This is a genomic window from Mannheimia kashgarensis, from assembly GCF_041807705.1.
GTDB lineage: Bacteria > Pseudomonadota > Gammaproteobacteria > Enterobacterales > Pasteurellaceae > Mannheimia.
On sequence record NZ_JBGTYY010000018.1, the window covers coordinates 1 to 26,314 of the forward strand.

The 26,314-nt window shown below is 41.8% G+C and carries 46 protein-coding genes, 1 tRNA gene and 1 pseudogene; 9 read left to right on the top strand and 39 right to left on the bottom strand.

Annotation, left to right across the window (positions count from 1 at the left end):
* The 5 genes and pseudogenes from ACERCF_RS07895 to ACERCF_RS07915 form a co-directional block, all read right to left on the bottom strand.
* Positions 1-143, bottom strand: a pseudogene (locus ACERCF_RS07895) (phage minor tail protein L); the annotation flags it as partial.
* A gap of 7 nt (positions 144-150) precedes the next feature.
* The gene (locus ACERCF_RS07900) at positions 151-621 is read right to left on the bottom strand and encodes a phage minor tail protein L (protein WP_373625239.1); all 471 of its coding nucleotides are present in this window, start codon (positions 619-621) and stop codon (positions 151-153) included.
* Positions 621-950: a phage tail protein gene (locus tag ACERCF_RS07905; RefSeq protein ID WP_021279987.1), complete on the bottom strand. Its 330-nt coding sequence runs from the start codon at positions 948-950 to the stop codon at positions 621-623. Before ACERCF_RS07905 ends, ACERCF_RS07900 begins: the two co-directional genes overlap by 1 nt.
* Before the next feature lie 3 nt (positions 951-953).
* A complete protein-coding gene (locus tag ACERCF_RS07910; RefSeq protein WP_373625240.1) occupies positions 954-3,404 on the bottom strand; it encodes a phage tail length tape measure family protein in 2,451 nt (816 codons plus the stop codon).
* Between the two features lie 593 nt (positions 3,405-3,997).
* Positions 3,998-4,456 (bottom strand): hypothetical protein, encoded by a 459-nt coding sequence (locus ACERCF_RS07915; protein ID WP_021279985.1) that lies wholly within the window; start codon positions 4,454-4,456, stop codon positions 3,998-4,000.
* A gap of 168 nt (positions 4,457-4,624) precedes the next feature.
* Between ACERCF_RS07915 and ACERCF_RS07920 the strand changes: the two genes are divergently transcribed.
* The gene (locus tag ACERCF_RS07920) at positions 4,625-4,858 is read left to right on the top strand and encodes a hypothetical protein (RefSeq protein ID WP_020824316.1); all 234 of its coding nucleotides are present in this window, start codon (positions 4,625-4,627) and stop codon (positions 4,856-4,858) included.
* Between the two features lie 14 nt (positions 4,859-4,872).
* On the opposite strand, the gene ACERCF_RS07925 is transcribed toward ACERCF_RS07920, so the two are convergent.
* Positions 4,873-5,538 carry a DUF6246 family protein gene (locus ACERCF_RS07925; protein WP_015587050.1) on the bottom strand — a complete coding sequence of 222 codons (666 nt, stop codon included), beginning with the start codon at positions 5,536-5,538 and terminating at the stop codon, positions 4,873-4,875.
* A gap of 101 nt (positions 5,539-5,639) precedes the next feature.
* On the opposite strand from ACERCF_RS07925, the gene ACERCF_RS07930 reads away from it, so the two are divergent.
* Together ACERCF_RS07930 and ACERCF_RS07935 are read left to right on the top strand one after the other, a co-directional pair.
* Positions 5,640-5,816 carry a type II toxin-antitoxin system HicA family toxin gene (locus ACERCF_RS07930; protein ID WP_006251221.1) on the top strand — a complete coding sequence of 59 codons (177 nt, stop codon included), beginning with the start codon at positions 5,640-5,642 and terminating at the stop codon, positions 5,814-5,816.
* 55 nt (positions 5,817-5,871) lie between these two features.
* Positions 5,872-6,288, top strand: a complete 417-nt coding sequence (locus tag ACERCF_RS07935; protein WP_006251222.1) for a type II toxin-antitoxin system HicB family antitoxin — start codon at positions 5,872-5,874, stop codon at positions 6,286-6,288.
* Positions 6,289-6,327: 39 nt separating this feature from the next.
* On the opposite strand, the gene ACERCF_RS07940 is transcribed toward ACERCF_RS07935, so the two are convergent.
* The 18 genes from ACERCF_RS07940 to ACERCF_RS08025 form a co-directional block, all read right to left on the bottom strand.
* On the bottom strand, positions 6,328-6,810 hold the full coding sequence (locus ACERCF_RS07940; protein WP_006251223.1) for a phage tail tube protein: 483 nt from the start codon (positions 6,808-6,810) through the stop codon (positions 6,328-6,330).
* A 3-nt stretch (positions 6,811-6,813) separates the two neighbouring features.
* Entirely contained in the window at positions 6,814-7,194 is a 381-nt protein-coding gene (locus ACERCF_RS07945) for a phage tail termination protein (protein ID WP_006251224.1), read from the bottom strand.
* Positions 7,191-7,559 (bottom strand): hypothetical protein, encoded by a 369-nt coding sequence (locus ACERCF_RS07950; RefSeq protein ID WP_006251225.1) that lies wholly within the window; start codon positions 7,557-7,559, stop codon positions 7,191-7,193. The genes ACERCF_RS07945 and ACERCF_RS07950 overlap by 4 nt, the downstream gene beginning before the upstream one ends.
* Position 7,560: 1 nt before the next feature.
* Positions 7,561-7,905 carry a hypothetical protein gene (locus ACERCF_RS07955; RefSeq protein ID WP_006251226.1) on the bottom strand — a complete coding sequence of 115 codons (345 nt, stop codon included), beginning with the start codon at positions 7,903-7,905 and terminating at the stop codon, positions 7,561-7,563.
* The gene (locus ACERCF_RS07960) at positions 7,905-8,282 is read right to left on the bottom strand and encodes a DUF7370 family protein (RefSeq protein ID WP_006251227.1); all 378 of its coding nucleotides are present in this window, start codon (positions 8,280-8,282) and stop codon (positions 7,905-7,907) included. Before ACERCF_RS07960 ends, ACERCF_RS07955 begins: the two co-directional genes overlap by 1 nt.
* Before the next feature lie 2 nt (positions 8,283-8,284).
* A complete protein-coding gene (locus tag ACERCF_RS07965; RefSeq protein ID WP_021279981.1) occupies positions 8,285-8,563 on the bottom strand; it encodes a hypothetical protein in 279 nt (92 codons plus the stop codon).
* A gap of 11 nt (positions 8,564-8,574) precedes the next feature.
* Positions 8,575-9,564 (bottom strand): major capsid protein, encoded by a 990-nt coding sequence (locus tag ACERCF_RS07970; RefSeq protein ID WP_006251229.1) that lies wholly within the window; start codon positions 9,562-9,564, stop codon positions 8,575-8,577.
* Positions 9,565-9,578: 14 nt separating this feature from the next.
* A complete protein-coding gene (locus ACERCF_RS07975) occupies positions 9,579-10,013 on the bottom strand; it encodes a hypothetical protein (RefSeq protein WP_006251230.1) in 435 nt (144 codons plus the stop codon).
* The gene (locus tag ACERCF_RS07980; protein WP_015587048.1) at positions 10,006-11,376 is read right to left on the bottom strand and encodes a hypothetical protein; all 1,371 of its coding nucleotides are present in this window, start codon (positions 11,374-11,376) and stop codon (positions 10,006-10,008) included. The genes ACERCF_RS07975 and ACERCF_RS07980 overlap by 8 nt, the downstream gene beginning before the upstream one ends.
* A complete protein-coding gene (locus ACERCF_RS07985) occupies positions 11,363-12,301 on the bottom strand; it encodes a phage minor head protein (RefSeq protein WP_015587047.1) in 939 nt (312 codons plus the stop codon). Before ACERCF_RS07985 ends, ACERCF_RS07980 begins: the two co-directional genes overlap by 14 nt.
* Positions 12,255-13,631, bottom strand: coding sequence for a DUF1073 domain-containing protein (locus ACERCF_RS07990; protein WP_006251233.1), 1,377 nt, complete (start codon positions 13,629-13,631; stop codon positions 12,255-12,257). The genes ACERCF_RS07985 and ACERCF_RS07990 overlap by 47 nt, the downstream gene beginning before the upstream one ends.
* Positions 13,628-14,848 carry a PBSX family phage terminase large subunit gene (locus ACERCF_RS07995; RefSeq protein ID WP_006251234.1) on the bottom strand — a complete coding sequence of 407 codons (1,221 nt, stop codon included), beginning with the start codon at positions 14,846-14,848 and terminating at the stop codon, positions 13,628-13,630. Before ACERCF_RS07995 ends, ACERCF_RS07990 begins: the two co-directional genes overlap by 4 nt.
* On the bottom strand, positions 14,832-15,356 hold the full coding sequence (locus ACERCF_RS08000) for a terminase small subunit (protein WP_373625241.1): 525 nt from the start codon (positions 15,354-15,356) through the stop codon (positions 14,832-14,834). Before ACERCF_RS08000 ends, ACERCF_RS07995 begins: the two co-directional genes overlap by 17 nt.
* Before the next feature lie 14 nt (positions 15,357-15,370).
* Positions 15,371-15,526 (bottom strand): hypothetical protein, encoded by a 156-nt coding sequence (locus ACERCF_RS08005; protein ID WP_373625242.1) that lies wholly within the window; start codon positions 15,524-15,526, stop codon positions 15,371-15,373.
* 218 nt (positions 15,527-15,744) lie between these two features.
* A complete protein-coding gene (lysC, locus tag ACERCF_RS08010; RefSeq protein WP_373625243.1) occupies positions 15,745-16,119 on the bottom strand; it encodes an Rz1-like lysis system protein LysC in 375 nt (124 codons plus the stop codon).
* Complete coding sequence (locus tag ACERCF_RS08015; RefSeq protein ID WP_373625244.1) at positions 16,010-16,360, bottom strand: DUF2570 domain-containing protein; 351 nt, start codon at positions 16,358-16,360, stop codon at positions 16,010-16,012. The genes lysC and ACERCF_RS08015 overlap by 110 nt, the downstream gene beginning before the upstream one ends.
* Positions 16,333-16,872 carry a lysozyme gene (locus ACERCF_RS08020; protein ID WP_373625245.1) on the bottom strand — a complete coding sequence of 180 codons (540 nt, stop codon included), beginning with the start codon at positions 16,870-16,872 and terminating at the stop codon, positions 16,333-16,335. The genes ACERCF_RS08015 and ACERCF_RS08020 overlap by 28 nt, the downstream gene beginning before the upstream one ends.
* On the bottom strand, positions 16,865-17,110 hold the full coding sequence (locus ACERCF_RS08025; protein ID WP_373625246.1) for a hypothetical protein: 246 nt from the start codon (positions 17,108-17,110) through the stop codon (positions 16,865-16,867). The genes ACERCF_RS08020 and ACERCF_RS08025 overlap by 8 nt, the downstream gene beginning before the upstream one ends.
* Before the next feature lie 112 nt (positions 17,111-17,222).
* On the opposite strand from ACERCF_RS08025, the gene ACERCF_RS08030 reads away from it, so the two are divergent.
* Positions 17,223-17,798, top strand: a complete 576-nt coding sequence (locus ACERCF_RS08030) for a hypothetical protein (protein ID WP_373625247.1) — start codon at positions 17,223-17,225, stop codon at positions 17,796-17,798.
* Between the two features lie 23 nt (positions 17,799-17,821).
* On the opposite strand, the gene ACERCF_RS08035 is transcribed toward ACERCF_RS08030, so the two are convergent.
* Positions 17,822-18,007: a hypothetical protein gene (locus ACERCF_RS08035; RefSeq protein ID WP_061887057.1), complete on the bottom strand. Its 186-nt coding sequence runs from the start codon at positions 18,005-18,007 to the stop codon at positions 17,822-17,824.
* 16 nt (positions 18,008-18,023) lie between these two features.
* Positions 18,024-18,099 (bottom strand) — tRNA-Trp (locus tag ACERCF_RS08040).
* Positions 18,100-18,526: 427 nt separating this feature from the next.
* Between ACERCF_RS08040 and ACERCF_RS08045 the strand changes: the two genes are divergently transcribed.
* Positions 18,527-18,721, top strand: coding sequence for a hypothetical protein (locus ACERCF_RS08045; RefSeq protein WP_021280056.1), 195 nt, complete (start codon positions 18,527-18,529; stop codon positions 18,719-18,721).
* On the opposite strand, the gene ACERCF_RS08050 is transcribed toward ACERCF_RS08045, so the two are convergent.
* From ACERCF_RS08050 to ACERCF_RS08110, 13 genes are all read right to left on the bottom strand, one after another.
* Positions 18,689-19,054, bottom strand: coding sequence for an antiterminator Q family protein (locus tag ACERCF_RS08050; protein ID WP_006252250.1), 366 nt, complete (start codon positions 19,052-19,054; stop codon positions 18,689-18,691). The two genes, ACERCF_RS08045 and ACERCF_RS08050, sit on opposite strands and share 33 nt — an antisense overlap.
* Complete coding sequence (locus tag ACERCF_RS08055; RefSeq protein ID WP_021280055.1) at positions 19,044-19,412, bottom strand: RusA family crossover junction endodeoxyribonuclease; 369 nt, start codon at positions 19,410-19,412, stop codon at positions 19,044-19,046. Before ACERCF_RS08055 ends, ACERCF_RS08050 begins: the two co-directional genes overlap by 11 nt.
* Entirely contained in the window at positions 19,409-19,693 is a 285-nt protein-coding gene (locus tag ACERCF_RS08060; RefSeq protein WP_021280054.1) for a DUF1364 domain-containing protein, read from the bottom strand. The genes ACERCF_RS08055 and ACERCF_RS08060 overlap by 4 nt, the downstream gene beginning before the upstream one ends.
* Positions 19,686-19,853 (bottom strand): hypothetical protein, encoded by a 168-nt coding sequence (locus ACERCF_RS08065; protein ID WP_021280053.1) that lies wholly within the window; start codon positions 19,851-19,853, stop codon positions 19,686-19,688. The genes ACERCF_RS08060 and ACERCF_RS08065 overlap by 8 nt, the downstream gene beginning before the upstream one ends.
* A 45-nt stretch (positions 19,854-19,898) precedes the next feature.
* Positions 19,899-20,111, bottom strand: a complete 213-nt coding sequence (locus tag ACERCF_RS08070; RefSeq protein WP_373625248.1) for a hypothetical protein — start codon at positions 20,109-20,111, stop codon at positions 19,899-19,901.
* Positions 20,112-20,136: 25 nt separating this feature from the next.
* Positions 20,137-20,598 (bottom strand): DUF1367 family protein, encoded by a 462-nt coding sequence (locus ACERCF_RS08075; protein ID WP_230268997.1) that lies wholly within the window; start codon positions 20,596-20,598, stop codon positions 20,137-20,139.
* Positions 20,591-20,791 (bottom strand): hypothetical protein, encoded by a 201-nt coding sequence (locus ACERCF_RS08080; protein WP_318007667.1) that lies wholly within the window; start codon positions 20,789-20,791, stop codon positions 20,591-20,593. Before ACERCF_RS08080 ends, ACERCF_RS08075 begins: the two co-directional genes overlap by 8 nt.
* A 90-nt stretch (positions 20,792-20,881) precedes the next feature.
* Positions 20,882-21,418: an MT-A70 family methyltransferase gene (locus ACERCF_RS08085; RefSeq protein WP_161668062.1), complete on the bottom strand. Its 537-nt coding sequence runs from the start codon at positions 21,416-21,418 to the stop codon at positions 20,882-20,884.
* The gene (locus ACERCF_RS08090) at positions 21,415-22,776 is read right to left on the bottom strand and encodes a replicative DNA helicase (protein WP_373625249.1); all 1,362 of its coding nucleotides are present in this window, start codon (positions 22,774-22,776) and stop codon (positions 21,415-21,417) included. Before ACERCF_RS08090 ends, ACERCF_RS08085 begins: the two co-directional genes overlap by 4 nt.
* The gene (locus ACERCF_RS08095; protein WP_373625250.1) at positions 22,773-23,624 is read right to left on the bottom strand and encodes a replication protein; all 852 of its coding nucleotides are present in this window, start codon (positions 23,622-23,624) and stop codon (positions 22,773-22,775) included. The genes ACERCF_RS08090 and ACERCF_RS08095 overlap by 4 nt, the downstream gene beginning before the upstream one ends.
* Positions 23,599-23,769: a hypothetical protein gene (locus ACERCF_RS08100; protein WP_373625251.1), complete on the bottom strand. Its 171-nt coding sequence runs from the start codon at positions 23,767-23,769 to the stop codon at positions 23,599-23,601. The genes ACERCF_RS08095 and ACERCF_RS08100 overlap by 26 nt, the downstream gene beginning before the upstream one ends.
* A 43-nt stretch (positions 23,770-23,812) precedes the next feature.
* A complete protein-coding gene (locus ACERCF_RS08105) occupies positions 23,813-24,058 on the bottom strand; it encodes a CII family transcriptional regulator (RefSeq protein WP_373625252.1) in 246 nt (81 codons plus the stop codon).
* Positions 24,059-24,078: 20 nt separating this feature from the next.
* A complete protein-coding gene (locus tag ACERCF_RS08110; RefSeq protein ID WP_373625253.1) occupies positions 24,079-24,285 on the bottom strand; it encodes a helix-turn-helix transcriptional regulator in 207 nt (68 codons plus the stop codon).
* Between the two features lie 134 nt (positions 24,286-24,419).
* Between ACERCF_RS08110 and ACERCF_RS08115 the strand changes: the two genes are divergently transcribed.
* The 4 genes from ACERCF_RS08115 (at position 24,420) to ACERCF_RS08130 (ending at position 26,258) form a co-directional block, all read left to right on the top strand.
* Complete coding sequence (locus ACERCF_RS08115; RefSeq protein ID WP_373625254.1) at positions 24,420-25,073, top strand: LexA family protein; 654 nt, start codon at positions 24,420-24,422, stop codon at positions 25,071-25,073.
* Positions 25,074-25,109: 36 nt separating this feature from the next.
* Positions 25,110-25,490, top strand: coding sequence for a hypothetical protein (locus ACERCF_RS08120; RefSeq protein ID WP_006248823.1), 381 nt, complete (start codon positions 25,110-25,112; stop codon positions 25,488-25,490).
* Positions 25,483-25,980 carry a hypothetical protein gene (locus ACERCF_RS08125; protein ID WP_373625255.1) on the top strand — a complete coding sequence of 166 codons (498 nt, stop codon included), beginning with the start codon at positions 25,483-25,485 and terminating at the stop codon, positions 25,978-25,980. The genes ACERCF_RS08120 and ACERCF_RS08125 overlap by 8 nt, the downstream gene beginning before the upstream one ends.
* A 131-nt stretch (positions 25,981-26,111) precedes the next feature.
* Positions 26,112-26,258, top strand: coding sequence for a type II toxin-antitoxin system HicA family toxin (locus ACERCF_RS08130; RefSeq protein WP_373625256.1), 147 nt, complete (start codon positions 26,112-26,114; stop codon positions 26,256-26,258).
* The last annotated feature ends 56 nt before the right edge of the window (positions 26,259-26,314 follow it).

The window sequence follows — 26,314 nt, forward strand, 5'->3', positions numbered from 1 at the left end:
CCCGAGTAAAAACGATAAACCACACCGGCATTGCCGTTTTTGTCTTGCAATTTACGCAAATCAACCTCGTACAAGTCCAGCATTGCATTTTGCTCAAGTTTGGCAAGGTCGAGTTTCATTTGGTTAGAAATACTAATTGGCATACTTCACCTATTTAGATAATGTTCCACCTGTTCTTAAATCATTTAATTGATTTTTACGGTAGCGTTGATCGGCAATTTGATCCATTTTCTTCAGCAGTTCCACCGTCATTTGGATATTGCCATCTATAGTCTCTTCACTGCTGACTTTCGCCTCTACGGGTTGCCCGAAATCTTCTACTAATACCGTGACAACACCGTACAGGTTAGAGACAGTGAGTGTTGGACGATTTGACGGTCCTTGACCCGAAATCTCAAAACCATCGGCGGCAATCGGGTATGCTTGGTATTCATTGCCTTGCCACCAGATGTTCTGTTGTGTTTGGCTCACGCCATTGTGAAAGCGGAATATCTCTCCGCGCTGATTTGGGTTTGAGCTAGAGTAGATGTGAGTGAGATCTATCTCCCACAGCTCAATCAGGGCATCTTGTTCGAGTTTTATCAACTCTGATGCCATTTTTTTGGGGGGGGCTTTTGGCATTAAATCACCTCATCGAAATTAAGTGTAAACTCAATGACTGCACCTAATTTAGTGTAGCTCCAGCTTCTGCAACGAACCGTTACCGTCTCATCGCTTGTTCTATCGCGCCAGTTGAATTTCTTATACCCACCGTGAGCATTGAGAAATTGCTGAATCTTCACCGCTTCTGCTTTGTTCGCTTTTACGGTAATGCCTTGGTATTTTTTCAGATTGTGGTTTAACCCTTTGGGAGCGGTTTGCTCGTAACCATCGGCAAATTTTAGTATGACGACACTGGGCTCATTTTGAACAGTGTAGTCTTGCTCAACCTTGAAATTAAATGTTTGCATTGATTACCTCGCAAGAACTCCACCAGCTCGCATTTGTGACTGCAATTCCAATCTCACGGAAGCCTTGATTTGATTGCTCAATGCTTTTGCAACAGCCGCTTGATTTGCACTGGCTTCATCGCTGCTAAAGTGATTGGTTTGATTTACGATGACAGCTACTGTTTTGCTTTCGCCTCCACCTTGACCTTGCGACTGCTTGTTGCTGAATACACGACCGCTTTGACCGGGGATCATATATTGCATCCCATTGCTCGCTTTGAAGATTTCGGGCTGATTGTTCTCGCCGACACGATACATCTGTCTAGCTGATACAGGGCCGCCAAGTTTACGACCTGTCACCGCGGCGACTTGAGCCATACTCATAGTTGACGTGATCGCAGCTTGAGCGGGAATAGCATTCGCCCCCTGTGTGGCAAGAGAAACCATAGAGGCCGCGGGTGCAAATGAAGCAGCTAACGCTTTAGCTTGCACCATTTGCGCCGCCATAGAAGCCTTGGCAGCAGTTTGCCCCATAATCATTTGCTTAACTTGAGCCATACCCATTTCGACAAGGCTTTGTACTACACTATTTAAGATCGTATTTGCAATTGATGCGAAAGCATCACGCACGGACATTGTGCCATTTAGTAGCCCCGTAATTGTGCTTGTTGCACTTGAACCAACAGCATCAACCGCATCACCAAACATTCTCGCCCCGTCGCTCGCTTGCTTCCACTCCTCCCATTGAGCTTCCATTCGTTGCTGGCGGTATTGTTCTTCGATTGCAGCTCTCGCAGCTTCTGCTTCCATTATTTTTTGTGGATACAAGATTTTATATTCTTCGATCTGAGCTAGCTGTTGTTGATGTCGTTGGTCTAATGCAGTAACAGGAGATGCTTGGGCTTGTATAGCGTTAAAGTTCTGACTTGCTGCGGTTGCTCCATAAATGCTTTGTGCTAGTTTTTCAGCTTCTTCTCGTTGCTCTTTTGTTGCCGCAGCTCCTAAACGCATACCAGCTTCTAATTTTACGGCTTCGAGATGCATTCCCTTTTGCCTCAAAACAGCAATCTCGTACTGTGTAGCCATTTGTCGCAACTGTTCGACAACTTGCTTCTTGGCTTGAGCGGATTTTTTTGCAGCCGCTTCAGCTTCTCTGGCAGCTTTTGCATCTGCGGTCTTTTTATCTTGTAAGGCTTTTTGTTCGGCTTGATAGGCTTCGATTTGATCGTATGATGCGTCAATCCTACTTAATGTGGAATCAAGATTTTTTTTAGCTTCATCGGTTGTAGCTAATAGCGTAGCTGCATATTTAGCAGTTTCACGCTCAGTCTTGCCTATCGTTGCAGCTTTTCTTTCTGCCGCATCTGCAAGTTGATTCATTTTTGCTACATTGCCATCCAATGCACCTTGGGAGTTTTGGATTGCATTTTGCAAGTCTTTTATAGCAGACTCTAAGAATCTTACTGATGTTTCGGCATCTAAAGCAGATACTGAATTATAGTTTATCGTTCTGGTTAGCTTATTTAGCTCTTCGTTCGCCCACCCATTTTTATCGCTTAAGTCAGATAAAGCTATCGCGAGTAATTTAATATTATCAGGGCTTTTGTCTTGCTCTAATTGAGCCAACAGTTTTATCAAACCAAGAGCCTCAGATTGAGTAATACCAAGCGTTTTAGACATTTCGCTTGTCACAGAATCCAGCGCATTAACTTCGGCAATTACACCACCATATGTGCCTCCAAGTTCTTTTATTACGGCACCAACATCTTTACCTTTTGATTCATAGCGTTTTAATTCGTCAATTGCGTTCCGAATACTTTGACTTGAATTTGTAAACGATCCAAAAAAGCCGTCAAATTGCTCAAATGCCTTTTGTGATGAATCCCCTGCTGCCTTAATAGCTATTTTTGCATCACTCATAGCTACTGCAATTTTTGCTTTTGCTGCATCTTCGCTTACTTTTGCTAATTTAATGATTTTCGCAGAAAGGGCGGAAACACCACTTTCCGTTTGAGTAACTACTTCGCTGAGATTTTTTTGAGCTGCTGCCAAAAGCTCAGTTGCATCAGTTGAATCAAACAAACTAGGGAGTAACGCCCCACCAATAGCACCACTAATAGCTAAGATCGCCCCTGCAACAGCTCCCATTGGACCGAAAATACTTAAGATTTGCGACCCTTGCTGAGCAATAACGGTTGAAGCGTTAGAACCCATTTGAAGCATTATTGAGATGTCTTGAATTTGATAACCAAGTTGACCTGCTACTCCACGGATATTTTTCATTTTGTTTGTGGCTTGATTTACTGCTATCGCCGTTTTGGTTGCCTGCGTTTCTAGCCCTTTCAGCCCTTTTTCTGCTTTTAATGTTGATTTTCCGATGTCATCCATCGCTTTATCAACTTTTTGAGTATCTCTTAGCAGATTTTCAAATTCTAGATCTGCGGTAATTACAACTCCGCCAACTTCGACCGTCATAAACAATTCCTTAAAATTATTTAAATAAAAAACCGCTTGTGACATAGCACAAGCGGTTATTTCTGTGATTTTTTTACAATTTATCTAGCAATAGATTGGTTAAATACAATTTAATCTATATTTTTGTTACATTAAATTTTTGCAATCCTTATCGATCCTAATTTCTTTCCTTCTTGACTACCTCTTGCGTTGTAGAAAGCTCGGTGGATAATAAATAAATTAGGTGTGTTAGATATTACTGACACACTATCTATTTTTGCCCTTCTTAACGTGGATAATACGGTTTTTATTGCTAACTCAAAATCATTAACAAGAATACTCTCTTTGTACTCATTCCCACTTTGTCGTACAAAATCAATCTGGTATGAGCCTATTTATCTAAGCTGCACATTTCTTGAATCTGCTCTAAATATATCACTGAATGGTTGTTTGGATCTCTTAATCTTGATTCTTGAAAAAGGAATAAACCTATTACAATTGCTGAAAAAAGAATAATTAGTAAGACGTTAATTACCTTTACATCCATAAATCGCCCTATTAAACTAAAAACACATAAATTATTTGAGTTAAATATTTAAAAACCAATGCAAGCATCACTTACAATATCTATTTTGCATAGCATTAAACATAGAGTCTGAGACCTCTTGAAGCCTTGCAAGATCAGATTGAGGATCATAATAAGCTGATTTTTTGCCATTATAATTAAAGTAAAAATCCTTAGTTGCTCTTTGGTATATATAGTCGCTCTCTATCGGATTTCCGATAATATCTTTACCTTTAACCTTTCCACATATTGCAAGGCTATATGCTTTAGAGTCAGAAAAGACAATCTCTGTCGAAAATTCACCACACATTGAGAAAGTATCTTTTTGTACTTTTTGATTAGTAATTAAGACAGCCTGAGCAACATTTAAACATAACTCTGCTTTTTTTTCTGATTTTCTTATAAGCTCTGCTTTCACCTTATTTTGAGCCGCTTCTATTATTTCCCAATCCGATGCAATAACAAAAGATGACAAAACAGAAGCTACAAAAACAATCATTTTTTTCATAAAAATACCTTAAAAATAAAGAAATTTTACCATTCTACGAATTAAGATTCGTTTTTCCACCGTCAAAACCTATTTTTGCGATCTGTGTCGCAAAAATTATTTTCGCCAATAGATAACAACGGATGATTTGATATGATTTTTTTTGCAAATAATCAAAAAGGAGAACTTATGAAAAAAGACTGCACTAAACAAGACTTTGCCAACTGGCTGAATGAAAACCAAGAAGTATGCTGGATAAAAGAAGTCAGTATTGAACGTATTTTATCCTGCGTAGATGACTATGTGGCAATCTGCAACGCAAGATCCAAAGATGAATTTGAGCTACTCAATGACATAAGAGAGCTTTTTTATTCAGCACATTACAAGGATTTCACTCCCGTTCTATCAGGTAGGTTCTTTTAAATGTTAGCGGCTATTTAAGCCGCTCTTCTTTTCTCATATTCCGCCATAATTCTGTCGTACTCTTCTTCGGTGAACTGTCCATAGCTATTATTTTCGGCAGGCATTTGACTTTTTAGAAGTTGCTGCAATTCGGTCATCGTGAGATTTTCAGCGTCTTCGCGGCTCATATTGAAATGAGTTCGGGCTAAACTTATGTACTCAACAGCATCAAAACTTTCTGAAAATTCATTTTTTGCAGATTGTTCTTTCTTTGGCAATTCGCAGCAACCAATCACTCCGTGACCCATTAAATTTTTTGCAAAATTGATAATTGTCTCAGGTGGCATTTTACCCAACTTGTACCTAACGCCAGACTTTGACGGCAACCACTCGCCAATCAACAGGGAAATATCATCATCGCAACAGCACGACATCACGATCATTGCGTTTTGCAGAATTTTTCTGCCAAAAACAGGCGAATTCAGCACTGACCAAAAGTAAGATTGATGAGACTCCGATTTGGTTAAAATGTGCGGCAATATCTCTCGAATCTCACAGCCGTGCAATAGTGCATAGATTTTTACAATTTCTTGTGGGCTTCCAATTTTGTAGATATTTTTGAAACTCGGTCTGAATAAAAAGTCTCGCCCATCGGTTGCAATAAGCATTTCACCAATTTCAGTAATTGGATAGCTAACCATTTTCACCTCAACAAAAAAATTAGCATTTTTGCTAACTTTCTGTTGACAAAGTTAGCATTTTTGCATATAATAAACCCAAGTTAAACAAATAGGAGGAGGTAGTGAAGCAAAGCGAATTCCTAAGGTGGCTAAAGGCTAATGGGGTAGAGGTTGAAAATGGATCAAAGCATTTGAAACTCTACTACAAGGGCAAAAGAAGCCACCTCCCCAAACACCCAAGCCAAGAGTTAAAAACAGGCTTAGTGGAAGGGGTTAAAAAGCAACTAGGCTTAAAATAATATAAAGCCCCTGATGTTAAGGGGCTTTCACTACACCCTTGAATAAGGAGAAAATATGTTTTATCCAGCGTTATTTACCCCCGCTGAAGAAGGGGGCTTTGTAGTGACATTTCCTGATTTGCCAGAAGCTATCACCCAAGGCGATACATTTGAAGAAGCAATGGAAATGGCAGAAGACGTGCTACTATCTTGTGTTGAAATTTATTTCGATGAAGATAGACGCTTTCCGCTCACTCGCCCAGTAAATACCGACGAAGTGCCTGTGTTTATGCCAGAGAGCATCTACGCAAAAGTGCTTTTGCATAATACAATGCAAGAACAAGCGGTAAGCAAGGCAGAAATTGCCCGATTAACTAATATCCGTCCGCCAGAAGTGCAGCGAATTTTAGCCCCTCGCCATATTACAAAAATCGACACTATTGGTCGTATTTTGGCTAGCTTAGGAAAGCCCCTACAACTATCCCTAGGATAATGATAATCCCACCGCTCTTGTTATAGAGGGTGGGATTTTTTACGCTGCAGCAATTTCGATAGTGCTTGAATCGCCAACCTTGAACTCTATAGAGAATTTCACTAAGTCATTGGTTGGGGCTTCGCTACTTAATGCAGTGATAACCATTTTTCCGAGAATTGTTAAGCCTGCGTATTTCAAACGAACCCAAATGTAAGGTTGGGTGCGATTTTTTACCGCATTTGCGTATAACACAACTAGATCTTTGATGCCTAGTTCTTTCGATTTTGGTCGTTTGCGCCACTCACCGTCACCAGAAATACTAAAGTCTGAGTTTGTAATTAAGGTTTCAGGGAAGCCGCCAGCATCATCAGCCTCTGATGTAACCGAATTTGGGCTAAAATCCCAACTCTTTGTCGTCATTGCGCCCGCAACCTTCCATTCGCTTTCTTGTGGCTTTGCATCAGTCGTACCGTACTCTAAAACTACGGCACGCCCCACCACGAGATTTTCTGCGTTATTTTGTGGAGATGGAGAACCCATAAACTACTCCTCTTGATTTGTTGAAATAATCCGAAGTGGTAAGCGAAAAATCATTCGATTATCTTCGGTGAAAATTGGGGCGGGTAATCCGCCCATTGATTCGATGTAACCAAAGGAAGCGAAAGGCTCAACTAAAATCTTTGACATAATCGCCCTTGCTCGCTCTTCGATTGTGTAACCTGAATTTTTACCTGCAACAAGGCTAATTAGCAGATAGTGTTCGCTGCTCAGGTCAGAAACTTGCGGCGAACCACTATTTGGCTGAATAACAATAACAGGCTTGGCTTTTTGCGTATCCTCCCACTGGTAAAGCTGCACAACATAGCCGTCTGCAAGAGAGTGAGCCTCTAACCATTGTTTGAAGGCTTTGACATAAGAAATCATAGTGACAACTCCTCTTTAACAATGGATTTGATCGTAGCCTTTGATTCGTTCAGCGCGGAAGTCAAAAACTCTTTCTTCGCTGAAGGCTTGCGGAAGTTTTGCTTGATATTAGGATCGTGAACGTAAGCCGCATAATTAGCAGAATAACCCACTCTTCCAATCAAGCGTGTGCCGTTCACTTCCATTTCAGTGAATTGACTGTTGATCAACGTTGAGGTATCAACAGGCGTATAGTGCGCCGCAAGAGGGGCAACCGCATTCAAAATGCGAAACATTGCCCGAGTTGCTTTTTGGCTCTGAACCTCGCCAACAACCTGATTCAGCCGCTGCTTGACCTGTCTTATGCCTTTTACTTTGATCCCCATTTTACCCGCCTGTTATCAGCGCAAAATCATCACGATTGCGGTCGAACGTATCAGCAAAGCGCTGTATATGAATAATTTCCTCTGCGCCAGCCAAAATCGGATCGGCTTGCTCGCTTTCGCCAATCAGAACATAATCGCCTAATTTGGCGTGGGCGAACTCCGTCCAGATCACATTTTTGACCGCTTGTTCACGCCCAATCTCAAAACGTGCGCGCTTTCTATCTGCACCGTAGTCACAGGAAATGATTTGTGGCGTAGAAAAAACTAAAACGCCGTCATCGTTCTTTCCTTTAGCCTGCCAAAGCGTGGCTTTTGCGGTGTAGGACCAATTCGATAAATTTGACATTAGCAGCCTCCGACCACATCGAAAAAGCCGACAACTTTATCTTTGGGTAGCAAACTTTCAGCGCAACCTTTCGGATCAATTGAGCGAATCGCCGACTTAAGGTTGTCTAGCGCGTTTGGATCATACTCAAACGTTCGGCTTGCACCGCTAGGCGCACCTTCTGACTTTATACGGCGCGCCCCAGATGAAATTGCAAGAATAGCAACCAGATAGAGCTTGATCAGTTTCTGTGTTTCTTCGCTGTACCCCGATTTGTTCAACGCCTGGTCTAAGGTGTTCGTTTGCTGAACGTAAAGCTCAAGCAGAGAGTTCGGCGAAGTGAAACCCAGTTCGTCAAGCGTTGTTCGCGCTTCGGATAGCTCTATTTCTGCTGCCATAGTTATTTGCCTTTATCTTTTTTGCCTTTCTGACCAGTTTCGCCAGTTTCGCCAGTTTCGCCAGTTTCGCCAGTTTCGCCAGTTTCGCCAGTTTCGCCAGTTTCGCCAGTTTCGCCAGTTTCGCCAGTTTCGCCGTCAGCGTGATCAGAAGGCGTTGCAACTTCAAAGGATTTTTCTTCGATTTCGATAGCTTTGCCCACAAGCCAAAGCGGTAATGTTTCGCCTTCGTAAACATCGCCTTTCTTCAACTCGTGGCTATCGTGTGTTAATAGCCACTTCATTTTGCACCGCCTTAGGATTTAGTGTACTGGATATAGCCAGCATTGCCTTTATCGTCGAATTTGAACTCCACGGCAACGGCTGCCATAATTTGGAACGAGTAATCATCGGTTTCATTATGGCGCGCAATCGGACGAGTCACTAACGGCATACCGTTAAGCACTTGGTACACATCCGAACGCTTGCACAAGCCGAGAATTTCATTTTGCGGTACACGGCTTGCTGGCACGATTTTCGCAATTTGCGGAATCGTCATCACTTTGTTCAAGATAGATCCTTCGGATTTCTGCTCGGAGTAATCACGTGTACTCATTGCGAAATAGTCGCCATAGTTCACATAAAGCGTTACAGGAGAGTAGTAGTTCTTCGCGTGGAATTTGCTAATCAAGTCACGGAACACATCGTAAATTTCTTTCGGTGTCGCAGTGGCTAAATCCAGATTGTGTGTGTTAGTCATACGATTTGGCGCAGTACGCAAGCCGTAAAGCTTGGCATTGCCAACCACAATAGAGGAATCACCATTTAAAGCGAGATCTTCCATTTTTTCAGCCACCTTGCGGAGACTGTTCGCGCGTGCTGCACCGTCGATCTGATACCCTTCGCTTTGAGCTGCCGACATATCGCGCCAGCCAAAAGAGAAAGTGGAATCAATAATCGGCAACGGTGTACCGTGGTAGTTAAGCACCACGTTATCGGTTTTCGCTGATGAACGACCGTCTAATGAGATATTAACCGAACCGCTATCAGATACCGTTTGGAAATGGTGAATAAGTTTGCCAATCGGCATTGATTTTGAAATGCCCGCTAAATCGTTAAACACCACCAATTCTTCGCGCTGAATTTGCACTGCATCACGATCCCATTCCGCCCAGACATCTTTCGGCAAAGTCATCGCGTTGCCCAATAACCCCGCCGAATTTGCTGCCATTAGCGCGTGTTTTTTGTCGTAATTGATCCGCTCGTTAATCACGAAGCGTTCTTGTTCTTTTGTGAATTTCAACATTGCTTTGTTACCTCTTATTTAGTGTAGGCGTTTGCCACCACGACATCGGCATAGCCTTTGCCGCCACTGATTACACGCTGCGATTCTTCGTCGAAGAAAAATAGCACTACATCGCCCGTCTCCGCTTTGGTCAGTTTGCCGCCCGCTTGTTTTACCGTGAGTTCATCGCCAAAGTTATAAGTGCCGTCGGCAATTTGCGCGTAATACTCCTGTTCAGGCTCTAAACGAAACGCCGTTGCAGTATCGCCCTTCGCATACGCTTGTTCGATTGTCTGCCCCTTAAAGCGGTTGTTGCCCAATAAAAAACGGCGACCTTTTAAATCAGCCGCCGCCTCTAATTTGCCGTTGTGGAGTTTAACTACTGCACCCGGTGCCGAAGTATCGTTGATCACGATATTCACCGTTTGAGGTTCACGCTTGACCGAACCGCGATAAATTACATTACTCATTGCCTTTCTCCTCTTGGTTGAGTGAGTAACCATCCCATTGATTGTCGCCGTTGCCGTTTGCCGAATTATTGTTTAATCCGACCGATTGTTGCGTTTGCGCATACAACTCAGTTAATACCTCGCCTTGCAAAGCATTGACTGCGGCATCGCTCATATTGAACTTGGCTTTCACCGCCGCACGCATTGCTGCTTGCTCTTTGTCAGTATTAGCTTGCAAGGCTTGCTGGAGTGGCTCAATCGCGGCATTGACTGCTTTCTTGATTTTCTCATCAATTTCGCTGTCATCTTCATTTTTAGGCTTTTCAGGCTCTTTACCCTTATCCGCTTGCAGCTTGTTGTAGGCTTCCAAGAGCTGATCGTCATTTAAGCCTTCCGTTTTCACGTTTGCCGCATTCAACACGGCTAAGATTTTGGTTTTCATTGGATTATGTTCCTCATTGGTTGTAATTTCTTCGTAGCCAATCTTCTTGACAACTTCGACAGGTTCGCTAGTGAGCTGCACATTGTCATTTTCGTCAATAAAATAGCTCCGCTTGTATTTCTTGCCGCTGTTATCGTCCGAATAAATGAAGTATTTCGGGTAAACAGCTTCGACCCAAAATGACCACTTATCTTTGCCTTCGGGGCGAATAGCTTCACGCAGCGCGCGATGAATTTCTTCAAACGATAAATCTGAGTTCGCCATCAGGTAAAATCGTACTTTGTCAAACAGCTTTTCTGTGCGGTAATCCGCCGCTTGTGTTAGGTTTACATTTTCCACCCCCATTTCGCTTCCGTCTTGGTTTACAAAAATCCCCACGCCATCATCAGGTGTCGCCGCGCCCGGCACATCAAGCAATATTGCAATATGATCGAACGACATATTTGTCGCAATCCAGCTATATTTCTTGCCTTTGGATTTACCCGATTGCTTGACTTTGTTTAGAATCAGCCCTGTGGAAACGTGAATAGGTTCAGCGTTGGTGTTTGTCACCATTCCGTCAAGTCGTTCAAGCAAGGTTTTGCCCTGTTCTGAACCTTCCGCAAAGCGGCGGTTGATATACATATCGACCAGCACTTTGCCACTTTCCTTGCGTACGTTCTTCGCCCACGCACCGACGTGATGTTTGTTCACCGCTCGAACATCTTGGGCTGAAACGTATTTACCTTCGATTTTTGGATGCCCAAGCGGCATAAAGTTGCCCTCTAAGCTGTTGTAGCTTTTATTGATTTCATCCGCAGGATAAAGTCCGTCGTTCATCACAACATCATCAACAATCGGCACAACGCCGCGGATAATCAGGTGTTGATCTCCGTCAATAGATTCTGTGCTGATATTTTTGCTGTTAATGACGGTGACGATGTTCACGTTATTTTTTGACATTTTTTAATGCTCCTACCCATTGTTTACGTTCTTTAGCCAACCCAACAAGGAGAGGCTCAATATCTGTTTTACCGTCGGCGTTGACCACAACCACAGACTGCTTGCAGTAACAGTTGAATTGGTTGCCGTCTCGGCTATACCATTCGCGCACCTCTGCAACATCGAAGTATTTGCCGTGGCGTTGGGCGTGTGCTAATCGCGTAGTAGCTTTGAGCGCTGAAAAATGTAAGAGCTTGGTGTTTAGCCCAAGTTCTTCTTTTGCCTCTTCCGCCTCTTGCCATTCTGCCCGACGATATGCCGCCAACTGGCTTGATTGCGCTATTCGCTTCGCCCGTTTTGATGACACATCAAGTTTTTGCCGAATCTCACGGGCAGTTTCTTTCACGTTTTTGCCGTTTAAAACCGCCTCCGTGATCACCCCCGCCAAAGATTTTCGCAACTCGTCGCTTAAACCTTGCCACTCGCTATAACTTGCCATGTGTGCAATCGCCAATCGGTTGAAGTACGCAGGACTGAAAACGATTGATGATAAGTTTCGCTGACTGCGATAAGCCTCTGATTGCAGACCTAAATCAGTGACCGCAGACTGAGTGCCTTTTAGTGCTGCTTCGTCGATATAGGAGTCAAACCAGAGATTTTCGCCTTGAGAACCATTCGACAAAATCTCTTTGTCGATAATCTTTTGCAAGGTTTCAAGCAAATCCGCCAACTCAGTCGCAGTAAGATACGAAGGAAAATACTCAAAATTATTTGCTTGCAGTCGCAGTGACATCTTTTGCAAGATTTGTTGCTTAATGGAGCGCTTAATTTGTGAGTAAATGACATCAATGTGACGAAATAGCTTGGCAACCGACACTCCCATATTGAGCGGATCGGCTTTATTTGTCGGAATCCGCAGTGGCTTGATTTTCGTCTTGATCTTCATTTTCGTCGTCAATTGTTGGCGGAATCAGATTATCAGGCAGAGGTTCAAACCCTAAAGATTCGCGGATTTCGTTCGCTGTTACCGCGGCAAAACCAAAGGCAGACTGCGATGTAGTTGCAACTGAAGCCAAAGCCTGTGCGTTTGCGATTTTCTCTTTTTCGCTTGGTGCAAGTAAGTCAGACCAAGACACTGTGACATCGCTATTTTTTGGCATAGGTAGCACACCGATGAACCACAAGCGATTAAGTAGTTGTGTTATCACATCGGTGAGAAAACCATTTCGACGACCGTTGCAACGGTTTGCCCAGTCGGTTTTGTCCTCGTCACTTGCCAATCGCCCTGTTTGCTGTCCGAACAAAATCGTGAAAGGGATTTGTACTGAGGCGGCAAACTCATTTGCAGAAATTTCCCACGTTGGCTTCGGATCTGCTGGTGCGACTGACAACACAGAGGCATCACCTTCGTGAGTAATCAAGGCTGAGTCTGTTCCTGAGTTGATTTTCTTGATCTTGTCGTTCAACGCATCAGAAAATGAAGAAAACCCAAGGGCTTTTGCGCTGTCTTCGAGCTGTCTCAAATCAACATCTTTTGTTAATTTGATCCCTAATTGTCGGCTTGCGTTTTTCAGAAAACCTTCGGCGCTGCCGCCCGATGTTTTTTCGAGATCAACTAGCTTGTTGTAACCCGCCTCAAGCAGAGGAACCCCAGAATGAGGGGAATTAAAGTCGCCACCCTCATTGAGCAAAATTACACGACTTGCGTGAACCTTGATATTTCGTGACACGCTTTTTTTGCCAAAGGCAGATTCGCTGAATTGATACATCAGCGGTTCGCCGTAATTATCGGCGGTCACATCCTCTTGAAACTCTGTCACTGAAAGCTGTGACTGCCACACGGGGATCAGTTTAACCAGTCCGAACTCTCCAATGCTAGATAGCGCGCCTTGCAAAATAGGCTGATCCCATTGTTGACCATCTCTTACTTGAAGTAATAACGCCGAATAGTTACCGACAAGGTTTCGTCTATCTGCCTCTTTGATTGCCGACCAGTAGCGTTTCATAAAACGTTCAACTTTGGACTCCCATTCGGTTGTCTGCTTTGATTCGTTCTTTTGCTCACCCTCAACGATTACGGGGCAGTCAACCCAACAACCGTCAAGTAAGCGGTTAATCGCTGCAAAAGCGATACTATTGCGCTTATAGGCTTTTAAGAAATGGTTGAATGTTAAGGTATTAGGGTAGCCAAACTCCTTCCATAACGTTCTTCGTTTGATATTGCCAAGCCCTAGGGCTTCGGCTAAAAAAGCCAGTCTGTCTTGCTCTAGGCTCATAGTAAAACTCCTTTGGCACTTTTAACTTGCATCAACGGCGTTAAGGCATAGCGTAGCGCATCAATAAAGTGGTTATGTGCATCAATTACAACAGGCAACACGTCGCCAGATAAGCGGTCGGTTTTATAAGAATAAAGGCGAAACTCATTAAGTGTTTGCTGACAACGTGGGTGAATAAACACTTTGCCGTAAGATTTAATATGCTCAATGCCATCTTCCACCGAGCCTTTCCACTTATCCACACCGATAATGCGCGGTAAGCCGTGACGTTTGAGGTAACTAATTGACTCAGGACGCGCCGAATCTGCACGCACAACGTGATCGGCAATTTGTGGCACGCCTTTGGCAATAAAGTCTGCGGTGTCGTCAAGTTCTAAGCCCACTTTGCCTGCTTCAAACTCGATGTACAGATCGCCATTAAATACCCAGCATTTGACCGCCGCCGTCGGATCTTGCGCGAAACCAAAATCTAAGCCGTAATATGGGCCATCAAAATCAGGGTTCGGCACAAATTCCATTTCTTGATATTTACCGCGAAAGATTTGCGCTTCGCTCGCTTCCAAATAAGCACCTTCCCAAATCCAGCGATAAGTCGCATCATCAAGCCGCTGTTTGTCATTTAGCCGCTCTTGCTCGAGCACATCAGGAAACCAAGGATTATCTTGGTAGCTCATTTCAATTATGCAGCTGTTTTCAGGTGGATTTTGCCTGAAGCGAGTATCTGTTGCGCTCCCTCTATTTTCCGGGTTCCAAGTTACCCATATTTCGGAATTATTCTCACGCACGGTTGGAATTAATTTCCGCCAAGCAGTTTCGCTTACTGTTTCTGCTTCATCTATCCACGCAATCAAAATACGGGCTTTAGATTTGATGCTATCTAAGTTATGCCGAAGTCCGGAAAACACATAAGAAATCCGCCCATCTTTAGTGCGAACATACTTCTCGCCGACATCAAAAAAATTTGCTAAAAAAGGCTCAGATTTGATCGCCTGTTTAACTTCTTCAAGAGAGCTTTCCTCCAATGAGTTCATAAATTCACGACCGCAAAGAATAACTCCACTTTCCCCTTGCATTGCTCTTTTATAAGCAGACACCGCCGACATTTTGGCAAATGCCCGAGTCTTGCCTGAACCTCGCCCACCATAAGCACCTTTGTAACGATAATCTTTGGCAAAAACAGGCAACAGTTTAGGTGGTAGTTCAATCTGTGCTTTCATCGTCTAAACTCGGAGCAATTAATTCAATCACCATCGGTCGATTCAGTGAACCATCAGAATTAATTAAATCAACCTTGTCTTTAAACATTCCTAAATGTTTACCTAGTAACTCAAGAGCTTTATTTGCGGCGGCAGGTTCGAATTTTGTTTTTGCAATATCAAAACCGACCAACTCACCATTGTCATTTTTTGCAACATCAGTTTCTGTCACAATTTTTTTACCAGTACTCATTGCAATCACTTCAAGCAACCCATTTAGCACATCATCTTGCGTGATTTGAGTTCGCTCTGAGCGTTGATTTTTAGCTTGCTGGATTGCTTCTTGAATGTGAGGTTTTGTGAGGTTCTCATATCCCATTTCTTTTGCTGTATCTTCGCTATATCCCGCTCTAATCGCTGCTTGCGTTGCATTTAAGTCAATCAGGTATTCTTCAATAAATCGCTTTTGTTTATCGGTCAATTTACCCACGCCTTTAGACGTGGCTTTAACCTCGCCTCTTTTAGTCATTGGGTTAAATTCCTTTACTTCATCGCATTTAATAGATTGGCAATAGCATTAATCAGCTTTGGCGACACGAACGCCAAAATAGGAACTGTTACTGCTAGGCTTATTTGCAATAAACCATATTCCATAAGAATCTCCTTGATGGTTACGGTTAAAAATGTAATAATTTCCATAACTTGTTACTCATTCCGTTTCAATGGGTAATAAAAAACCTCGAACGCCGCAAATGTTCGGGGTTTTGTTTTATATAAATCACATCACTTAGGTATTTCCTCGGTGTTTTATCCAACCAACCCCGAAACAATAACTAAATTATGTAGCATTTACTTTCCATTAAAACAAAAAGGGAGCTGTTACGCTCCCATATGTCATAGCGGCTTAATCCGCCAAGTTATTTAAACCCTTGCTTAGTCTGTGCTTGCCACTCTCTGATACGGTCAATTTGATTAGCACACAAATCACGCTCTCCCATTACTCTAACGAGATACTCGACCGTATCGCCGTAGGTTTTACCGCTAAACTCTGTCCGCTCGCACGGTACTAGGTATGCTGCCGGCGGATATAAATACTCAGTGNCGACCGTATCGCCGTAGGTTTTACCGCTAAACTCTGTCCGCTCGCACGGTACTAGGTATGCTGCCGGCGGATATAAATACTCAGTGTTTGTGATTGTTCTGCTGGTGCAGCCGCTTAATGCTATCAGCAACGCCATTAGGCAAATCAGCTTTAGCACAACTGTCTTGGTTAAGGATTGACTTAATCTCATTTTGAGCAATCTCCACTTTGTTTCGCAGCTCATTTGCAATTTTTTGGCTTTTTTCAACCGCTTGTCTCTCTTGTTCGAGTGTATCGGCAAGCCGTTGATTGGCTTTTTGCTGCTGCTCAATGGTTTGGGCTTGCGTTTGGTTTTCGGCTCTTAAGTTATCTATCATCTGAGACTGACCCCACAACCATACACACAAGCCCAAAATCACAATGGCTAACGAGCTACTAATCCGGTTAAACATAATGCTCGCTCCTTTTCTCGGCGGATTTCCAAGCCTCGCAATTTTTTACCGCTAGCATAAACCCAGCGAGGAAATTCATTACACGCCCCTTGAATATCGCCAGCGTTTAACTTGCGAAATAAGGTAGATTTTCTTGCCGTATTGCAACCCACATTGAAAGTTAGCGAAACCGCAGAATCAAATGCACCTTGCGGAATACGTTTTCCGTTTCCGTAACGATTGACACAACTCTCCGCAATCTTCAAATCTTTCGCCCAACGATCAGCAATTTCTTTATCGGAATAAATACGGCTTGGATCAATCTTCTCTCCGCCAAATTCGGTCGAACCGATACCAACCGTGATTACATCGGCAGGGCATCTATATGGATCTCGTCTGCAACCCTCAGCATTACCGATAATTTCTAATCCGGCTTGACTGGTTTTTATATCCGGATGTTGTAGCTGAACTAATCCGATAATCGCAGCAACACCACATACAAAACCACCGCCATATTTAAGGCTTTTACTCATCACTTAATCCCTTTCTCAATCTTGCCATTTTCGCTTGATGAAGCTCTTCCGCCCGCTCATCTTCACGCTTACGCCGTTTACCATCTTCACAACGCTGATACAAATTCGCACAAGCTGTAACAATACCAATAGCTAGGCTTAATATCATTAAGTTTTGCTGTTCGCCCAACCACGCAATAAAACCACCAAAGCTAGACCAAATATAGCTTTGCGTTCCCATATCTTTCATTAACTTCATACTCCACCTCATTTTTGAGGCAATAAAAAAGCCCAGTCCGTAAAGACTGAGCTTTGGTTAAAAAATCTGCTAGAATACTGTTCCCCAACAAATAAACTAGCAGAGGTTAAAAATGATTGAATTTACTCAAGAAAATAATTACTACCATTATCCATTTCAGGCAGACAAAGGAGATACTGATAGCGATACGCCATCAATGAACGCAGGTGGATTTAACCTAGTAGATAACCCACAAGACTTAGATAAAATCCCAGAAGCAACGCAATCACCAATGTTAAAAAAATTACTGGTAGATCTAAATAAACCAGAAACTCCCTTTATGACCCTAGGTTGTGCTTACTGGCTCTTCAAGGATGATCGTGATTTATCAACAGCATACCTTGAATTTTCATTTAAGGATATTACGATAGCTAACAATCTCACTTTTCTTCAAGACATCGATGAGAAATTTGAAAAGTATCTGACTACTCACAAAAATGAACTTGCACCAATTTACTCTGTCCCACCAGAAGCATTTAACCTTGCTTCACGTCATTATTACTGGCAAATGGATAAATTTTCCTACTTCGGAAGTGCTGAACGCAATCTGATATACGTCGAGATGGCCAGCCCACGGCATAGCGATCTTGAGATTTTTCTTGATCTTCTTCACCGCTTTTTGACTGAGTATTTAGTTGTTCCGTCATAGCAATCCCTCATTGATTTTTGTAGCTAAGATAGATCTTCAACCCTTGGGAAAGGGAAATTTGGCGGAGCCTTAATTCCTAACTTTTCATCTCTTAATCGAGAGAGGGCTTTGCAACCAGCAAAAGTAAGTGTTCCAGCTTCAGAAAAATAAGGCTTATCTTCACCAAATTTTTCTCTGCATTCTTGAATTGCATCATCAATGTTATACATAACATTTACTCGCATTTGGAAAGGGTGGCTGGACTCAAACCAACAACCAACGATTTTGGAGACCGTTGCTCTACCTATTGAGCTACACCCTTAAAATCCGTAAACAAAAAAGCCCCAAGCATTTCTGCTCAGGGCTGTAAAATTCTTTTTAAGTTCACCACCTATGCAATGAACCACAACTTACCATAAATAATATAGATTAAGTCCGAACTTTGCAACACTTTTTAATCATTTAAATGCAAAAAAGCCCATAATTTACAAAACTATGGGCTTTTTAACGATATTTTGCTTGAATATATTGGTTATCCAACATATAATAAACTTGTTTTCAGTAATAGTGCTGGAAACGAGCCGGTGGCGACCTTTAATCCCACCGACTTTTGGAGGGATAACAAATGCTTTACCGCATTATCCTAGTTATCATTCTCTTAGTGATTAGCCTGCCAGCATACTAATTGAATGAAACTAAGTAGGGGGAGAAATCTCCCTACTCTTCAGAACCTATATTAAGGATTTATGATGGCACTGTCAAGAACCGAAATTGTAAACCGTAGCAACGCAAAACGGGGAATTAAACTTAAAGCCTTTAAACTGCACGAAAGCACAATCGCACAAATCGAGCAACTTGCCCAACAGTTAAATATTCCCCAAAATCAACTAATTAAATTAGCCGTTGAGAAGCTACAAGAGCAAACGAATTTCACTACCGGCTAATGCCCCCTCCATAAATCGTTCAGCAAGAAGTAATTCTGTATGATATGAAGTCTTGCTGAGCGATAACTTCTGCCAAACCTGCTTATTCTCTAACCCTACTGCATATTTATAAAATAGTACATCGAATTGTCGCTTGTCGTTCGCCTGTAACTTCCGCATTTGCCGATCGACTTTCTCAAGCGTATCATCATCTAAGCGGGCTAAATAACGCTGTTTTGTTCTCTCTTGTGGAGACTCACGCATAAATGCCTGCATTGTCGGATAGCCCTTGCAGTCGGTAAAACGCACATATCCACCCCATAAATTTAATACACCCTTTACATCAATTTGCATTACCCACCGCCTTAATCTTTAACACCACCATTCCCCCTTTCTTAAAACCTGCCGTAATGGTTCGCTTATCGACTAAAATTTGATTATCGTCTTCTTCAATTAAGCCACCGATTTTTAATGCGTCCCACAAGGCTTTTTCTAAATTATCTGGATCACGCTTGCGTTTATCAGGATAGTAAATCTGCAATACCGTTTGTACCGCTCCTTTAAACGGATCAAACATTTTGCAGATTTTCACCACTTCCGCCCTAAAGGCTTTCCCCTTATCTGAAATATAATGCCTACCGTTTCGGGTATGCTTCCAGTAATGGTTCACACTCGGCGGATAAGGCAACGCAATTTCAAGCCAATCACTCATAATTTCCCTTCTCTCCGTAAAATAGCCTGCGTTCTAAATACGCCCTCTGCATGAGCCTGTCTCACATAATCCGCTTCTAATTTGCGAGTTCTACGGTCGCACTCATCGTGGCAGCTACTGCAAGCCCACGCCCCGAAAATATCATCGGGTTTCATTCCCACACCGTTTAATCCTGCCATTCGATAGTGAGCCAATACCACCGTTTCCGGATTATGATTACAGATACCCGGTAAACGGACTTGGCACTCTCTGCCTTTTGCCTCTTTGCGTAGATTAGCCATTGATAACAAACGATATTAAAATCCAAAACCCTAACTGAATAATCACCATAAACCACGATGCGTTTTTAATATTCATTAAAGTAGTATTAATAGCGAGTAAACTGCTTGGGATAATGGCAAACAGCATTATGAATGCGATAGTTTCAAAAAATTTTGTCATCTTACTTCTCCTTCCCCCGAATTCGAGGGAATTAATAAACACACACTAAATCGGATTAAAATCGCTCTTAAAGTCATCAAGGCATTCTTGATATGTCCATTGACCAATAGCAATAAATTTACCGACTGCCACAAAAAATGCTAATGGATAAATCAATAAGTACCCGATATATCTAAGAGTAAGAATTGACAAAGAAATAAGCACTGCAATAATTCTGAATGGCACGCTAAGCCAATATCTAATAACATTCTTTTTCATTTTAATTTCCTGTAATTACACCAAATTAAAAATACGAATAAAGCTGATTGATAATGTTTTCTTCATTACAGCCTTTAAACACTGTTGCCATTGCGGCATTAGTAATTGCCACGTACAACTCACGGCGTTTTACGTCATCTTCTAATTCTTTATAAGAAATTGACTTCGGTACTAGTTTAAATTCATTTGGATTACTCAAACTGAACACCATTTCACAATGTCCAGCTTGAACCAGTAAATCCTTACGAAACTCATCAAACTGTGTCTTTTCATTCGAGAATTTCTGCAAACCATTTTCTGCACACCAGTGTTCAAAACAAAATTTGAAAAAAGAGAACATCTTGCGGTGTAGCACCGGATTGATTTTTAAGTTAATTTCTACATCATAAAGCTCGTGATTTTTAAGTGCTTTTAAGCTCTCTTCGTCCGCTTCACTTGCCGGAGATAACACTCCACCCGGCAATTTCGTCATTTGGTATTTAGCCATTCTTAACCTCTTCCTTGCTAAAGTAGCCACAGGATTTCGTGCGGTTTAGCGTGCTATCTCGACTGATATTCGGAAACCGCCCTGTATAGTGTCCGTTGCAACGATACGGCTCATCTAAAAACCAACCCCATTCGTCATAAACACTTAAATCCTCAAGCTCTCCGTTGCATTTAGGGCATTTATAAGTAATCATCTAAACCATCCCAACCTTCGTTATCCTTCACAACCGCCAACCTTTTTAATAAAACCCTACCGCACTTTGGGTAACAATAGCTTGAAACAATCACACCTCATCCCCCCAAACATCCCAACCTTGGGTTTTATTTCTGGCGAACAACTCTATTCTTGGCAAGTCACCCATCAACTCAACTATCTTTTCTCTGACAATGTCAGGCTTTTTACTATGATGTTGTATTGGCTCAATAATTAATTGGCTCACTTTATTGCTTACCCTCGATGGCTTTCCTTTTGTTGCAATTAAACAGCATTCGGTATTACCTCTAGTCCATCGTCCCAAGCCAAAGAAAAAAGAATTCTTATTCTTCTTATTTGTCTTCACCCATTGAAACCCTATTGTTTTATAGTTGAACCCCCACGCCTCAATCAACTTTAAGCCCTCAGGTAACATAGGGTAAGTAACCCACAAAAACAGAATAGAATCTTTGTCTGAAATATCTTGGACGGGTAAATCACATATTTCTTTGATATTCATTGTTGTGTAATGGTTTTCTGCACTCCCATTACAGCTACTATCCTTATACTTCCAAGGCGGATCTGCGTAAATAATTTTGTATTTTATATTTTTATCAAAATCTGTCATTGCATTGCTCCATAGCGTTTGTTTGATGATGTTTTAGTTTCTTTTGGCTGGAAATATTCCCTCGCTTCCGCCTGATCGCATTCTACGAACCTACCCTGCTGGAATTGCATATAAACCGAGCCATTTGCTCCAAAGCGATTTTTAGTAACAATCCATTCTGTATAGGGGGCTGGCTCGCCGTCTTTGTTGCGTTGGTTATGCACCATAATGATTTGGCTTGCATCTTGTTCAAGACTGCCACTGTCTCGCAAATCTGCGTTGGTTGGGCGACTGCCATCTGCATTGCGGTTAAGCTGTGCCAATAAAATCATCGGCGTGTGGTTGTTTTTGCAAAAAGTTTTAAACCGCTCCATACTTTCACCGATTTGATAGGTTCGGTTAATTTTGCCGTCTAGTTTGCCGTGTCGAACCAAACCGATATAATCAATCACTACCGCACTCACTTTGCCGTACTCTTGAATATGGCTCTCTGCAATCGCCACAATCTCTTCTGCTGTTAATCCGCTTTTATCAACAATATATAACTGCTGATTTTGTAAAGGCTGAATCGCCGTTCCCATTCGGGCAAAATCTTCATCATTCATCATTTCCGGGTTGCGAAGTTTTACCGAATTTACACCGCTTGCACTGGCAATCAGCCTATCCATAATCTGCTCTTTGCTCATCTCCAGCGAGAAGAACAGCACCGAACCGTTATTCTCGATAATGTTTTTGGTAAACGTGATGGCTGTTTCGGTTTTACCGTTGCCGGCACGTCCTGCTACAATGCAAATATCGGTATCGTTAACGCCGCCTAGTTTTTTATCCAACGCTTCAATGCCGGTAAACAACAAACGCTCTTTAAAACTTGGTTTTGCACGTTCTTGGAACAATTCCAAATAACCTTCGAGCAAATCATTCATATCAATCGGTTTCACTTTTCCGCCACGTTGTAATAATTTGCTTAGGTGAGCCAAACCGCTTGAAGTGATAGCATCTAACTGCTCGCCTCGGGCATTTTGCAACTCACCTGCAACGTCTAAAAACACTCGCTGAGCTTCTCGGCGTTGATGATATTGCCGGACTTTTTCCGCATAGCCGTCTAAGTTTGCACCGCTGATCGTGTTTTTCATTATCTCTGCCAACGTAGCAAAATCTTGTCCGTAGTCGGTATTGAGTAACAGCATATCGATCACGTTATCTTTCAACGCCTGCTTGCGGATCGCCTCGTAAATCGCCCCAAGCTGAAAGGTGGCAAACATTTCAGGTTCTAACCAGCTCAATACATCCCTAGCTTTCGAGTTAAGACCGGATTTCAGCAACGCCCCAACCAGCAAATATTCAACCTCGTAAGTGATATTTTTCAAATTTTGGCTCATAGCGAATCCTCCCAAGTCTTATAAAACGTTTTCGAACGAATGATGTAGCCGAAATTTGCTACCCAAGCCGAGCCATCAAGCCCGCCAAAATAAAATCTGTCTTTTCGGCTACTCGCCTGTCGGACAAAATCATTGAAGTAATCGGCAAAGTGTTGCCTTGTGTAGCCGCCAAATTCTTTTCGCAAGATTTTTGCCAATGCGTGAACCGATCGCTTTCGCTCATCACTCATCGCCCGAATTTGCGGAATCGGCGTATCTTCCACCGCACGATTAAATTCTTCCATCACGCCTTGATAATCGACCGGCTCAGATTTTGTTTTTTTCGGCAAAGAGGTCTCGGGCTGTTGCACAGAATTTACGTTAGTAAATTCATTATTTATTTTTTCTTTTGTAATAGTTTCTTTTGTGGTTGTCGTTTCATACAAAAATTTTTGTCGTTTTGTACAATTCTGTTTGTTGTTTTGTACAATTTTGTCATTTTGTACAATTTCGTTTTTCCACTCAGAAATGACTAAATTTACACCTATTTTTTTACCGTCTTGAACCAATACCCTCATTCGTAAAAGCTCATTTTTTGTTCTGCTTGCTTTGCTAATATCTGGCAAATTTGCTATTTCTGCTAACTGTTCATTACAAATCCAATCCATTTCCTTATGCCAAGAAAGTGTTTTACGTAAAACGGCGAATACCACCTTTCTCTGAGCATTACTAAAATCAAATTCTAGAATTGCATCAAGTAACTCATTGGGGATTGCGGTATAACCATCATCAACATTCACTTTCTTTGCCTCTGGTTGTTTAGGGTGCAGTTTTAAAATTGGGTTAATTTGCTTCGGTTGTGCATTCACTTTTCAGCTCCTTATAAATTTGTTGTGAACGGGTTTCAATTTCGGCGACGGATAAACCACTCTCAATCAGATTTTTTAACCGCTTTCGATATTCAAACTCTTGCCATAAGGAGCTTTTTTGTGTATCATTACGCTGATTTTTCAAAAGGTAACTCCTTGTAAAAAACCACCGTTACAGCGGTGGTTTTTTATTGCTCAAAATATTTACTCGCCAGCAGTTTTAAGGCTGCTAACTCCTCTTTATCCGCAAGTTCAATATCTAAGTAATCAATAATCACCGCCACCATTTCCACATTATCTGCAAATGTACGGCTAAATTGTGATTCACTCAGTCCGATTGCTCTTGCTAGTTTCTTATGCGTCACCGTTGCGGATTTTCGATAAATCAAATCCGCAATCGCTCTTGCATTTTTCGTTAATTCATTGCGTGGCATTGCAAGCCTCTTGGGGTAAATTAGTTGCCAACGGGAAAAACGTCATCAAGTGAGCAAGAAACTCCGTGATCATTAAAAACTTTCACAATGTTTTTTGCTGTACTAAGCGACGGCTCTCTCAATCCTGATTCGTAATGCCCAACGCTACCTTGAGTTTTGTTTATTAGCTTGGCGACTTCGGATTGGGTTAAGTTGGCAGCTTTTCTGAACTCTGCAATTCTGTTCATTTTAGCTCCTGTATTTAAACGCTAAATATAATACCTTATGTATTTTATTAACTCAAGATAAATATACATATAGTATTTTGATAATTTAATACAATCAGTAATAATTTGATAATTTTTATTCTGGTAGGTGGTCTATGAAAAAACCGTGGAATCAATATGTGCGTGAAAAAATGCAAGCACAAAATTTAAGACAAGATGACATTGCAGAAACAATGGGAAAGACCCAAGGGGCTATAGGGCATTGGTTAACCGGCAGAAGAATGCCAAATGTAAATGAAGTTGCTCAAATGATTAATTTAACAGGCGTAGAGAAAGTCATTCTAAACGGAGATGGAACGATTGAGGATTTTGATACAAATGTTCAGCTTGCCAGACCGACAAAATCGAACTCATATCCGTTGATCAGCAATATACAAGCGGGTTTATGGACAGAAGCCTTTGATTTCAAAGATTCGGAGGGCTATGACTATATTGATACTGAAGTTGATGCCGGACCGGACGCTTTCTTTTTAAGAATTTCCGGAATGTCGATGGAGCCTAAATTTAGTGAAGGCGATCTGGTGTTAATTGATATTCGCAAACGTCCTCACCCGGGCGATTATGTTGCTGCGGTCAATGGCACAGGCGAAGCAACCTTAAAACGTTACCGAGAATTAGGCGAATGGTCTGAATCCGGCAACCCTCATTTTGAATTAATCCCCCTTAACCCTGACTTCCCGACACTCAGCTCAATGAAACAAGATATTCGCATTATCGGCGTGGCAGTTGAGCATCGGAGCTATTTGTAGCCAGCGGTTGTTTTATTGGGTAGAAAGGAAGTTAAAATGAATAATAAACGCATTAAACCTGAACAGTTTGCGGATTTTATCACGCAACGTACTGGGCGGAATTTAACTTGCCCTATTTGTAATAGCCAAGAACATTATTTACACGATGGCTATGACACTTTTACGGAATTATGCGGAGAGAAAATTATCGGTGTTCCAACCATTCCATACCGAATAGAGCCATCTCCTGATGAAGTTATGAAATTTGCAGCTCCTGAATTTCATTCTTTGCATTTCAATGAACGGGAAGGAACAAAATATTGGTTAGACCAAAAAGCGAGAACAGCCGTTATTGTCACTTGTGTTTGCTGTAATAATATGCTTTTTTTCGACAGAGAGAGAATTTTAGAATGGATTAAGGGCTCACAAAATGAATAGACCAATGATTCAAAATGATCCTAAAGATGCAATCATACTATCCTTACTTGCAAATGCAGTATACGGCGGGCATAATAATTCACAAATTAGTTATCAGGAGACCGAAGAAGTGAATTTAGATGCTCGATTAAGACAAGTTGAAGGCGATGTAAGAGAAATCAAGTCAAATTATTTGACGAAAGAGGCTTTTTATAAAGCTGGTGGCTCTACACTCATTGCATTAGTAGTTACTGCTGGAATTGCATTATGGACAGTATATTCACACCTTGACACCAAAGTTGAAGCTCGATTCTCGAAAATTGATGATAAGTTTGTCCAAGTAGAGACCAATATCAAAAATCTTGATATTCGCCTCACTAAAGTTGAATCTAGATTAGATAATGTCGAACAACGACTAGACAATGTTGAGCAGCGACTAGGCAATATGGAGAAGAAAATAGATGGGGTTGATAATAAACTCGATCTGTTACTACAACAATTCAAAAGATAAAATAATATTCCTTGAATAAACCGCCCTCGTGGCGGTTTTCTTTTCTGCCACAAAAAAAACACAACAAAAATGTTGCAATAACAACAAAAATGTTGTATTATTTCTTTGCTGTTTTGATAAGGAGGTATCTTATGAAATACAGCGAGTTCCTGAGGTACTTACTTGCTCAAGGTTGCGAAATTGAAAACCATAGGCGAGGCAGTCATCGAAAGGTAACACTAAACGGAAAACAATCGGTTTTTCCTTATCACGGGAGCAAAGAATTGGTACAGGTTTAGTAAATAAGATTAAGAAAGACTTAGATCTTAAATAACAAAGTCCCTCGAAAGAGGGG